At 42.2% G+C, this 11775-nt stretch carries 14 protein-coding genes; 11 read left to right on the top strand and 3 right to left on the bottom strand.

The genetic code is table 11. From position 1 onward, the window contains the following. The 5 genes from HZC12_03665 to HZC12_03645 form a co-directional block, all read left to right on the top strand. Positions 1-551, top strand: a 551-nt coding sequence (locus HZC12_03665; protein MBI5025825.1) for a hypothetical protein, incomplete at its 5' end; no start/stop codon positions are given. Then, positions 551-700, top strand: coding sequence for a hypothetical protein (locus tag HZC12_03660; protein ID MBI5025824.1), 150 nt, complete (start codon positions 551-553; stop codon positions 698-700). The genes HZC12_03665 and HZC12_03660, both read left to right, overlap by 1 nt. A gap of 118 nt (positions 701-818) precedes the next feature. After that, a complete protein-coding gene (locus HZC12_03655; GenBank protein MBI5025823.1) occupies positions 819-1223 on the top strand; it encodes a hypothetical protein in 405 nt (134 codons plus the stop codon). Between the two features lie 70 nt (positions 1224-1293). After that, complete coding sequence (locus tag HZC12_03650) at positions 1294-1518, top strand: DUF433 domain-containing protein (GenBank protein ID MBI5025822.1); 225 nt, start codon at positions 1294-1296, stop codon at positions 1516-1518. A 1-nt stretch (position 1519) separates the two neighbouring features. Beyond that, positions 1520-1882 carry a DUF5615 family PIN-like protein gene (locus HZC12_03645; GenBank protein MBI5025821.1) on the top strand — a complete coding sequence of 121 codons (363 nt, stop codon included), beginning with the start codon at positions 1520-1522 and terminating at the stop codon, positions 1880-1882. Here HZC12_03645 and topA read toward each other — a convergent pair. Genes topA through HZC12_03630 form a run of 3 tightly spaced genes read right to left on the bottom strand, consistent with a single transcriptional unit; the run spans position 1869 to position 6423 of the window. Further along, the gene (topA, locus tag HZC12_03640) at positions 1869-4100 is read right to left on the bottom strand and encodes a type I DNA topoisomerase (GenBank protein MBI5025820.1); all 2232 of its coding nucleotides are present in this window, start codon (positions 4098-4100) and stop codon (positions 1869-1871) included. The two genes, HZC12_03645 and topA, sit on opposite strands and share 14 nt — an antisense overlap. 12 nt (positions 4101-4112) lie before the next feature. After that, on the bottom strand, positions 4113-5234 hold the full coding sequence (dprA, locus tag HZC12_03635) for a DNA-protecting protein DprA (GenBank protein MBI5025819.1): 1122 nt from the start codon (positions 5232-5234) through the stop codon (positions 4113-4115). Further along, positions 5224-6423, bottom strand: a complete 1200-nt coding sequence (locus HZC12_03630) for an argininosuccinate synthase (GenBank protein MBI5025818.1) — start codon at positions 6421-6423, stop codon at positions 5224-5226. Before HZC12_03630 ends, dprA begins: the two co-directional genes overlap by 11 nt. Before the next feature lie 186 nt (positions 6424-6609). Here HZC12_03630 and galE point away from each other — a divergent pair, with 186 nt between their 5' ends. The 6 genes from galE to HZC12_03600 form a co-directional block, all read left to right on the top strand. Continuing rightward, a complete protein-coding gene (gene galE, locus HZC12_03625) occupies positions 6610-7584 on the top strand; it encodes a UDP-glucose 4-epimerase GalE (protein ID MBI5025817.1) in 975 nt (324 codons plus the stop codon). Positions 7585-7823: 239 nt separating this feature from the next. Further along, positions 7824-8126: a hypothetical protein gene (locus HZC12_03620; protein ID MBI5025816.1), complete on the top strand. Its 303-nt coding sequence runs from the start codon at positions 7824-7826 to the stop codon at positions 8124-8126. A 14-nt stretch (positions 8127-8140) separates the two neighbouring features. Continuing rightward, entirely contained in the window at positions 8141-8311 is a 171-nt protein-coding gene (locus HZC12_03615; protein ID MBI5025815.1) for a hypothetical protein, read from the top strand. A gap of 162 nt (positions 8312-8473) precedes the next feature. Next, on the top strand, positions 8474-9454 hold the full coding sequence (locus HZC12_03610; protein ID MBI5025814.1) for a sulfurtransferase: 981 nt from the start codon (positions 8474-8476) through the stop codon (positions 9452-9454). A 102-nt stretch (positions 9455-9556) separates the two neighbouring features. Further along, positions 9557-11473 carry a glycosyltransferase family 39 protein gene (locus tag HZC12_03605; GenBank protein ID MBI5025813.1) on the top strand — a complete coding sequence of 639 codons (1917 nt, stop codon included), beginning with the start codon at positions 9557-9559 and terminating at the stop codon, positions 11471-11473. A 162-nt stretch (positions 11474-11635) separates the two neighbouring features. After that, a partial coding sequence (locus HZC12_03600; protein ID MBI5025812.1) for a hypothetical protein occupies positions 11636-11775 on the top strand: 140 nt, incomplete at its 3' end.

Genomic DNA, 11775 nt, shown 5'->3' with positions numbered 1-11775 from the left:
ATAGACCCGCGTTAATAGCGATTTTTGCAGAACATGCTGGAGAGCATGATGTTACATCTGTAGGTATGGGAATAACAAAATATCTTTTAGAAAATTATGGAAAGGATGCGAGAGTGACCAAACTTCTGAATGAAAAAGAGGTTTATATTGTCCCAATGATGAACCCGGATGGTATAGAGTATGATTTATCGGCTGAAGCGAAGCCATTTACTTGGCGTAAAAATAGAAAACCCGTAAGAGAAACGGCATTTGGTGTGGATTTAAATAGAAATTGGGGATACAAATGGGATGTTGTCCCAGAAGAACTAAAAAAGCAATACTATGACCCTAATGATGATTATTATCATGGAGAGGGGCCATTTTCTGAAAATGAGACGAAAGCATTACGAGATTTTTTATCGGGTCATAAAAATATAAAAATATTTATGGATTATCATTCAGGAAGTGCTCCATTTTATCTTAAGCCATTTATTGGATTCTTCCTTCCCAAATCTACGGTAGCACCAGGTGGGTCCGCTGATTGGGTTTATGGGGAGTTAGGAATAATGTAATGTCATTTGGCGTTGAGATAATGAGAAATGGAGATTTCTTCAAAAAATTGCCCGATACTAAAAATAAACTTATTGAGAATCAGATTAGAGGTTTTCTGTTTTTGCTTGAAACAGTTTCTGAAAATCCTTTTGATGGCAACGGCACATAACACAGCATATACGCTACGTTTTCGCCTCTCCCTTCGGGACATTGCTCCCTTCGGTCGCAACGTCGTATATGCTGGAAACGTTAGCCGTTTATTGTAGGCCGGTGAAAAGGAATTGAGGATGAAGCCTAAAGCTAAAGATGTCGAAAAGGAAGCTCTTAAGGCTTGGAGGGTGGAAGCTAAACTACATTTTCCGAGCAAGGACGGATGGGTTTGTTTAGATAAGAGCAAAGGTTTTCCTGACTTGGTTCATTTTAATAAAAAAACCAACGAAATTGTTTTTGTTGAACTTAAAACTGGTTCGCATGGTTTTCATGCATTTCAAAAACAGATGATTCACATACTGGTTAAAGGCAAGAAAAGAAAGGCTTTGCTTGTAACATATGATAGCCAAAAAAAGAAAGTAATAAATAAGGAAAATGCTTTAAAAGCTCAGCATGATAACAACTGGGAAGGCGTTGAAGATATTAATCTTCTTGATAGAACTGAAATGAGAAAAGATAGGCGGCCTGCAACAGGCGGCTAGCACGCCAACAAAAGTTTAGTAATTTTTTATAAACTTCAATCTGTTATAATTTTGCAGGAGGTGAGTGATTATGGAAATTGCTCCAAGAATTACGATTGATGAAAAAGTCAGATTTGGCAAACCTGTAATAAAAGGAACCCGCGTCCCTGTAGATTTGGTTCTCGGCAAACTGGCTGGAGGAATGACTTACGAAGAAGTAATGACTGAATATGACCTTGCCAAAGAAGATATATTGGCTGTGTTGGATTATGCTGCAAAGCACCTATCAGATGAAGAAGTCAGGGCTGTAGTTTAGAATGCTTAAGTTTGTAATTGACGAGGACATGCCCCGGTCAACAGCAAAGGTTTTAAGGAATAGAGGTTATACGGTCCTTGATGTGAGGGATTGTGGTTTAAGAGGAAAAAGCGATGATGAGGTATTTAGATTCGCTCAAAAAGAAAAGGCTATTATTTTAACTGGTGATTTAGGTTTTGGAAACATTTTGCACTTTCCTGTTGGCAGTCATTTCGGAATTGCCATTGCTCATTTTCCTAATGAAGTGTCCACTTCAGAATTGAACAATCAAATAATCAAAGCCTTTAATACCCTCACTGAAGCAGATTTTAATGGAAATCTTATTATTCTTGAACCAAGTAAAATTAGAATCAGAAGGAAATAATTGTCTGCAACAGGCGGCTATCAACGTTGCAACAGATAAGGAATTCTCCTTTTTTTGTTTTCTTCTCAACCAGGAAATCCGCACCACAATCGGGACATGTTTTCGAAACTGGCCTGTACCAGGTAGCAAATGTGCATTTCGGGTAATTGCTGCAACTAAAAAAGGTCTTGCCTTTTCTTGTTTTCCTCTCGATTATATCCCCCGAATCTTCGGGGCATTTTATGCCAATGCTTAAAGGCTTTGTTGTCTTGCATTCAGGATATCTGCTACACGCCAGGAACTTCCCAAACCTTCCAGTCTTAATGACCATGGGAGAGCCACACTTCTCGCATTTTTCCTCCAACTTCTCACCTCCTGTGGGCGGAGCCCCTACTGTCTTCTCACTTTCCAGTGGCTTTGTATTTTTACAGGCAGGGTATCCTGAGCAGGCCATAAATCTTCCATGCCTGCCCCACCTTATAACCATAGGCTGGCCGCATTTTTCGCACAGAATCTCTGTTGGGATGTCCTTTGGCCTTATCTTTCCCAGGCTTTTTGTGGCCTCTGTGAGGTCGCGGTCAAAAGGGGTGTAGAAATCCCTGACTACCTTGACCCACTTGAGGAGTCCTTCTTCAATCCTGTCGAGCTCTTCCTCCATTTTTGCAGTAAAGCCAACATCCATGAGCTCTGGAAATCTCTCCACAAGAAGGTCATTCACAACAACTCCGAGCTCGGTTGGCTTGAACCGGCTATCAATCCTCTCAGTATATTTTCTCTCCTGGATTGTTGAGAGGATAGTCGCATATGTGCTCGGCCGGCCAATACCTTTTGCCTCAAGGTCTTTAACGAGCGTGGCCTCATTGTATCTCGGAGGAGGCTGTGTGAAATGCTGTTTAGGCTGAATGTTTATAACCTTCAGGGTCTCCCCTTCCTTAACAGACGGAAGAAGAGCGCCCTCTTCCATGGGGGAATCATCAATGCCCTCAGTGTAGATTGTCATAAAGCCAGGGAATTTAACCACTGTGCCTGTGGCCCTGAAGAGGTAATCACCGGCTTCTATATCAACAGAGGTCTGCTCAAGGAGGGCATGGCTCATCTGGCTTGCAGTGAAACGATTCCATATAAGGGTATAAAGGAGATATTGGTCCTTTGTTAAATATTTTTTAACAGCCTCAGGAGTCCTCAGAATAGAGGTGGGCCTTATAGCCTCATGAGCTCCCTGGGCACTTTCCTTGCTTTTATAAATCGGTGGTTTTTGTGGAGCGTAGTCTCTGCCAAATTTTTCGAGTATGAATGCCCTTGCCTCTTCCTGCGCCTCAGAAGCGACCCTCACAGAATCAGTCCTCATATAAGTTATAAGTCCAACAGAAGTTGTCCCGAGCTCAAGGCCCTCATAAAGCTGCTGGGCAAGGAACATGGTCTTTTTAGCTCCAAACCTGAGTTTTCTCGATGCCTCCTGCTGGAGCGTGCTTGTGATAAAAGGTGGTGCAGGCGACCTCCTCCTGTCTTTCTTTTCAATCTTTTTTACGATAAATGCCCTGCTGTCTAAGGCTTCTACAATGCTTTTTGCCTCTGATTCCTTCTTAATATCAGCCTTCTCACCCTTTATGCTAAAAAGCCTTGCGCTAAAAGGTGGTGGTTCTTTACATTCAAGGTCTGCTGTTATGCTCCAGTATTCCTCAGGTTTGAATGCCTCTATATCGCGCTCTCTATCAACAATAAGCCTCAGGGCAACTGACTGCACCCTTCCAGCACTCAAACCCCTCCTTACCTTTCTCCATAAAAGAGGCGACAGACCATAGCCAACAAGCCTGTCGAGGACCCTCCTTGCCTGCTGGGCTTCTACAAGATTCATATCGATTTTTCTCGGATTTTTAATGGCCTCAAGCACTGCCCTTTCTGTTATCTCATTAAAAATTATTCTCCGCACCTTATCAGAATCGCCGTCCAGCTCCTCTGCTATGTGCCAGGCTATTGCCTCCCCTTCCCTGTCAGGGTCTGGTGCAAGAAAAATTTTCCCTGCCTCCTTTGCCATCTTCTTAAGCTCTTTTAAAACTTTCCCCTTCCCTTCTATCACCACGTACTTCGGAGCAAAGTCTTTTTCAACATCAACACCGAGCTCTTTCTTCGGGAGGTCCTTTACATGGCCAACAGATGCCTTTACTGTAAAATCCTTGCCAAGAAATTTATTTATAGTTCTTGCCTTGGCCGGAGACTCCACAATAACAAGTGCTTTCATAAATTCATACCTCTACCAGTTAAGAGAAAACTTTTTCCCATTTGCCTGCCTCACAATACCTTTAAGTTCAAGTCTTAGAAGGATTGACAGCACCTCGCTGGTTGAAATACCGCTTTCCCTCGTTATCAAATCTATATGTTTTGGCTCTCCGCTAAGAAAACTGCAGAGGGTTTTTTCATCATCGGCCATGGGCGGAAGCGCCTTTTTCGCCTCCCTGAGAATACCCTTTATCTGTGGCCTTAAATCATCAATAATTTCTTCAGGCTCCTCAATAAGCCTTGCGCCCCTTTTTATCAGGTCATTGGTCCCCCTGGAGGTTGCTGATGTAATGTTTCCAGGAACTGCAAATACTGTCTTGCCCTGCTCAAGTGCATAGTTAGCAGTAATCAGGGAGCCACTGTCAACAGTGGCTTCTATAACGAGGACCCCAAAGGATAAGGCGCTTATGATCCTGTTTCGCCTCGGAAAATTTTCTCTGTCAGGCGGTGTACCCAGTGGAAATTCTGTTACAACCGCACCTGAGGAGACAATTGCATCCATAAGCCCCCTGTTTTCTGGGGGATAAGGCATGTCAATCCCGGAACCGAGGACCGCTATTGTCCTGCCACCGGCCTTTAATGCGCCCCTGTGAGAGGCGGCATCTATTCCCCTTGCCATACCGCTTACAACCGTGAGTCCATAGGATGCTATTGCGCTACTCATTTTTTCTGCCACAGAAAGACCATAATCCGTAGGAAGTCGTGAACCGACCATAGCAATAGCGTATTTGTCATCGTCTCTTATCTCCCCTTTAACATATAGAACAATGGGAGCGTCAGGAAGATGCCTTAACATTTGAGGATAGGACTTATCAGCCATCGTAATCAAATTCGCTTTGTTTTTTGCTGCCCTATCAATTTCTCTGTCAACCCTGTCCCATTCCCTGAAACCAATAATCCCTTTAACTTTATTTTCGCCGATGCCCTCAACCTTCACAAGCTCATTCGCGGTCATCCCAAAGATATTTTCAGGATTTCCAAAAGCAGATAAAAGTCGACGGGTAAGTACGGGCCCTATATCATTTACAAAGTTCAAGGCAAGCCAATATCTAAGGTCCCTCACCTCTACCTTGATTTTGCATTTTTCATTTTGCATTTTGAATTTTCTTTAGTTTCAGCCTGAGGGCATTGAGTTTTATAAAACCCTCTGCATCCTTATGGTCAAAGGCCTCTCCGGCATCAAAGGTGGCCAGGCCCTGGTGGTAAAGGGACTCAGGGGCTTTTCTGCCAACTACAAAACAGTTGCCCTTATATAGCTTAACCCTTACCGTTCCTGTAACCCCCTTCTGTGAGTCATCTATAAGGCCCTGAAGCATCTGCCTCTCAGGTGAAAACCAGTACCCATAATACACCAGTTCAGAATATTTCGTTATCAGGGAATCCCTCAGGTGCATAACTTCCCTGTCAAGTGTTATAGATTCAAGTGCCCTGTGGGCAATATGAAGGATAGTCCCACCCGGGGTTTCATAAATACCCCTGGACTTTATCCCGACAAATCTATTCTCAACAGTATCCATTCTGCCAATGCCGTTTTCGCCTCCAATGGTATTAAGTTTTGATAAAAGCCCTGCCGGAGAAAGCCTCCTGCCATTAATAGAAACGGGATTGCCATCCTCGTAGCCTATCTCAATATATGTAGCCACATCAGGTGCCTTCTCAGGCGCAACTATTAAAGTATACATATCAGCAGGTGGTTCGGCCCATGGGTCTTCCAGAACTCCGCCTTCATAGCTAATATGAAAGATATTTCTGTCAATGCTGTATGGCTTTTCTTTTGTAGCAGTCACAGCAATACCCTGGGCTGTTGCGTAATCAATAAGCGACTGCCTCGAATTAAATGACCACTGTCTCCAGGGTGCAATAACTTTTACATCTGGCTTGAGTGCATAATAGGTAAGCTCAAATCTTACCTGGTCATTTCCCTTACCTGTTGCGCCATGGGCAACAGCATCAGCCCCCTCCATCTCTGCTATCTCTATCTGTTTTTTTGCAATGAGCGGCCTTGCTATTGAAGTGCCCAACAGGTAAGTGCCTTCATAAATCGCATTAGCCCTTAACATAGGAAATATGTAATCTTTCACAAACTCTTCTTTTAAATCCATTACATATACCTTAGAAGCACCTGTTTTTAATGCTTTTCCTTTTATGGATTCAAGGTCTTCCCCCTGACCGAGATCAGCACAAAAGGCAATAACCTCACAGCCATAAGTATCTTTCAGCCATTTTATGGCAACAGAGGTATCAAGACCACCCGAATATGCAAGAACAACTTTGTTAATCTTCATTTCAATTCCATCGCCTAAAGAAAGTTTATACTCAAAATTTTTATAACCTTAGCACAAGTTCATAAAAAATGTAAAATGTCTGCCTGCACCAACTCACTCCGGTCACGTATCCTTCTTGACAGCATACGGAAACTTTAGATATGCTTTAGACTCACTTATCATGGATAAATGGAAATGTAAAGTTGCATGAAAGTTCTTGTTACTGGCGGAGCTGGCTATATAGGAAGCCACGTTGTAAAAGTCCTGGGGGAAAAGGGTTACGATACTGTAACATACGATAACCTCTCTTTCGGACACAGGTCTGCTGTCCTTAGCGGTGAACTGGTTGTAGGTGATTTAAATGACAAACAGAAATTGAGGGAGACATTTAAACTCCATAAAGCTGATGCAGTGATGCACTTTGCAGCATATATAGTCGTCCCTGAATCTGTCAGGGAGCCGAGCAAATATTATAAGAATAACTTCTGTAATACACTGAATCTTTTAGATGTCTGTCTTGAATTCGGGATAAAACATTTCATATTTTCCTCTACTGCTGCGGTCTATGGCATCCCTGAGAGCATCCCTGTAAGCGAGGAAGCGCCTCTTAATCCCATAAACCCTTACGGGAGCTCTAAAGCGATGGTCGAGAGGGCATTATCTGATATATCCTCAGCCACTGAACTTAATTATATATCCTTGAGATATTTCAATGTAGCAGGCGCTGATGAGAAGAGCAGGATAGGCCAGGCGAAAAAGGATGCCACTCATCTAATCACAATAGCTGTGAGGACTGCCCTCGGTAAAAAACCTTATATCGAGATTTATGGGACTGATTATCCTACACCTGATGGGACATGCATAAGGGACTATATTCATGTGGATGACCTCTCAGATGCCCATATATTAGCCCTCGAATATCTTATGGAAGGCGGCAGGAGCGAGATATTCAATTGTGGTTATGGTCATGGTTATTCTGTGAGGGAAGTCATAGACGCTGCAAAAAAAGTCACAGGGATGGACTTCAAAGTGGTTGACGCTGACAGGAGAGAGGGGGATGCACCTCAATTAGTTGCTGACAGCACAAAACTCAGGAAGAGACTTGGCTGGACCCCAAAACATGATGACCTTGGCTATATTATAAAGACTGCATATGAATGGGAAAAGAAGGTGAAATTTTAAATGGTATTACTAAATTTTACAGTTTACTTTATCGAATAAATATGCTATAAGTATCTCTGTAAAAATCTTTAAATAAACACTGCAGTTTATCAAAAAAAATTTGTAACTCATTGAAAATACAAGGAATTTTTATCTAATGTATTTTAGAAAATCTCATAAAACCACGGCAAGTCGTTGCCCCGACACTTCGGGGTAACTGAGTTGAAGCGACTTTACATTTAATTAGGGGGTAAATTATTATGAAGCTCGGTATTTTCGTCAACACTGACAGACATCCTGCTGATGTAATTGGCCTGACAAAGGCGGCTGTTTCAAAAGGACATGAGGTAATCATATTCACCATGGATGATGGTGTAAAACTGCTGGAGAACCCTTCTTTTACAGCTTTGTGTAATGTTTCGGGTGTCTCGATGAGTTATTGCGACCATAACGCAATGGGCAAGGGGATTAACAAAGCGGCCATCCCGGAGAAGATAGTGTGCGGAAGCCAGTATAATAATGCAACCATGAATCATGACGCTGACAGGGTTATTGTCCTATAAATGGAGGGGTTGAAATGAAGATTCTCCATATTCTGAACGACGGGCCAACAAAATTATCTACACAGATAATAACTGTCCAATCCAAAGACAATAAGGTAAAGGTCATTGATCTTTTAAAAAAGGGAACTTCCTACGAAACTATCATCGATGAAATCTTTGCTCATGATAAAGTAATATCCTGGTAATACGAAGGGGGGATGCCACTCTTACCTGCACCTCGAAGGTGCAAGGGTAATATATTTCTGAAGGGGGGTGAGACAGGGGAAGGTGATTAACAATGTTTTAGAGGTTTTTGGGAATGCTTTTTTGGATTTTATCCAAACTCAAATCAAAAGTAGGAGGTCGCAATGTTTATAGGGATTAGGAATGTAACAGTGCTTTTCTTTGTGATTGCTGCTTTGTTGTTTGTCAGCACACCAGGATACAGTAAAGAATATGCAAATCCTAAGTTATTAGTGACACCAGCAGACATCGAGAAACATAAAGCTTGGATTGTGATTGACTGCCGTGACAAGGCAGATTCCGTTGATAAGAAAACAAACGAGACCATCAAGGGCTATGACAGCGGGCATATCCCTGGAGCAATAACCCTCGGCGGGGAATGTGCAAAGGTTTTAAGAACAAAAGAACAGTCAGTAGTTTTCAAGGATGATAAGGGAAAAATTGAGGCAGCCAAATATGAAAAAATCCTTGGTGATGCTGGAATAAGCAATGACAAGACCGTTGTAGTTTATGCCAATGCCAAGGGAATAACCAGTGCTTCTGTCGGTTTCTGGATATTGGAGTATCTCGGTCATAAAGATGTCCGTTTCCTCAACGGCGGTATTGAGGGATGGGAGGCTGCTGGGAAGAAACTGGATACTAAAGAAACAAAGCTCAAAGCAGCAAAATATAAGGTCAATGTTATGCAAAATAGAATTGCCACCACAGATGAAATGCTGAAAATAGCTAAGGGTGAGCTTAAAGGTATTCAAGTTATAGACTCCAGAAGTGAAGGAGAACATAAAGGGACAGACGTCAGGGCAAAGAGGGGTGGACATATCCCCAACACAACAATGAATGTCTCTCATACTGAGACCTACGACAAGAAAACAGGTAATATAAAGTCCATGGATGAATTAGAAAAGTTTTTCGGCAAACTTGACAAAACCAAAAGAACAATAGGTTACTGCCAGACAGGAACCCGTTCCACGCTTACTTATTTAGAGTTAAAGCTAATGGGATTTAAGGAGCCTGTCAATTATGATGATTCATGGATAATCTGGGGAAATAGAGAGGACACACCAATCGTGAAACCAGAGGTTCCGAAAGAAGCTCCGAAGAAATAAAGTTACTAAAATTTGGAGTCACATTTTCTTCGTTAAATGAAGTATTTTCAGGGGGCTAGCTGCCCCCTGAAAATTTTATTAGAGGCGTCAATTCATTCATAATTGGTTAGGAGACTATTTAGGATTACTTTAAGAGAACAAAACAATAAAGTCGGATACCTCCTTCTCATTTCCCTTCTTACGCTGCTCACATTTCTTACACTTTTTGTCTTCCGCACACTTGATGACAACAGGCTGACAAGCTGGCAATGGGTATTTGCCAGCATTGATGTAGTCAGGATTTTTTTTATCCTTATTTTTGGCATTATCCTTGCGTATGTGCTTTCAAAGGTTAATCCCCCCGAATCCTTCACGGTTCACGGTTCACGGTTCACGGTTTTGGGATTATTCCTTTTTCTCTTCTCTTTTGTAATCGTAATACCTTTCTGGAAAGAGCCAGAGGTCATTGTGGATGTCTCGAGGTACTTCACTCAGGCAAAACACCTCGAAATTTATGGAGTCGGATATTTCTTCAAGGAATGGGGCAAGGATATTGGAGCATGGACTGACATGCCTCTTGTCCCATTCCTTTACGGCCTGATCTTCAAATTTTTAGGAGAATCGAGGCTCTACATCCAGATATTCACGACCCTTTTATTCTCCATGACAGTCGTGCTCACCTATCAGATAGGAAAGACACTCTGGGACGAGGATGTCGGGTTCTCCGCCGGGGCGCTCCTTTTCGGTATTCCGTATCTCTTTACTCAGGTGCCACTTATGCTTGTTGATGTGCCTACGATGTTCTTTTTAACACTCTCGATCTTTGCCTTCATCAAAGCACTGGAGCGGGGGGGAGTAATGATGATAATGTTCTCATCCGCTGCTATATTCCTTACCTTCTTTTCCAAGTATTCTGCATGGCTGATACTCTCAGTGCTGGTTGTGATATTTCTGGTTTATTTGAAAATAGATTTTCCACCCTCCCCCTCACCCCCTCCCGTCAAGGGAGGGGGGACAGGAGAGAAACCCGCTCTCCTCAAGGAAGGAATAACTCTGGTTCCCCTCCCCTTGCGGGGGGGGTTAGGGGAGGGGAAACGGACAATTCTTCATAGAGGTGTATTAATAATATCAATCTCGGTCGTATTAATAGGAATCGTTTGCTTACTTAAATTCGATGTCATTTCAGAGCAGATTAAACTTCTGTTGAGCTATCAAAAGCCGGGGCTGAGGAGATGGGAAGAGGGGTTTATTTCTACCTTCTTTTTCCAGATACATCCCTTTATCACTGCTTCTGCATTATATTCCACTTATGTGGCTTTCAAGAGAAAAGATATTAAGTATGCGATTATAAGCTATCTGATTATTCTAATAGTTTTACTTCAAATCAAGAGGATACGATATATCATAACGATATTCCCCATGCTAACGTTAATGGCTTCCTATGGACTGCGAGAAATTAGAGATAAAGAAATCAGAAGATTTGTCGTTTTATGTATCATAATTTCCTCACTTATAATAGCGGTTTTCACATACCTTCCCTTTGTGCAGAAAATAAGCACTGTAAACCTGAAATATGCCGGCGAGTTTCTGGACACCATTGATGAGAAAAATATTGAGGTCTTTACCTTGCCTCAGAAAGAACATGTGGTAAACCCCTCGGTCTCTGTGCCTATTCTTGATCTTTTTACTAAAAAGAGAATTAACTATCATTATGATACAAGTTTTTCCCCTCCACAGAAAGAGATTGAAAAATCACCCCTAAGGTTTACGTGGGAATACAAAAACCCTGAATACTATGCCGCTGAAAACAAAGGATTAAAGGGGGAGATGGCCATAGTAATAATTTCTGGTGATATAGGCGAAATCCTGCCTGAGCATATTATACAGAGAATAAAGGGCTATCGCATATCTAAAGTATTCAAGACTTCTGAAGGGCTGTTCGGTTACCAAACTATGGTAAGAATATACAAAACGGAGGCGGCTGACAGGCGAAATACGGGGTGTGCTGGCAAAGGTCTTGATTTTTGGTCAAGTCTTTAATTATATTATGCAGAAACTACCTAAGTTGTAGGGGCATTTAAATTAAATAATAAGGAGGTTTTTAGGGCTGTGGAAGAAAAAAGAAATACAATCTGGGCTTTTGTAATAACTGGCATCCTTGTCCTCATCAGTATGTTGTATTACAAAGTTAATGCGTACTACATGTATACCGTAGTATACATCTGGTTTGGTTTTGCTTACGGGATGATGCTTCAGCATGGTAGATTTTGTTTTGCCTCGGCTTCGAGAGACCTTTTTGCTGCCGGCGTCCCACGAATGGCAGTGGGTATAATGGTAGCACT

Source organism: Nitrospirota bacterium (assembly GCA_016214385.1).
GTDB lineage: Bacteria > Nitrospirota > Thermodesulfovibrionia > UBA6902 > JACROP01 > JACROP01.
Note: the sequence above shows the minus strand (reverse complement) of the source record. Positions and strands in the feature narration are given on the sequence as shown.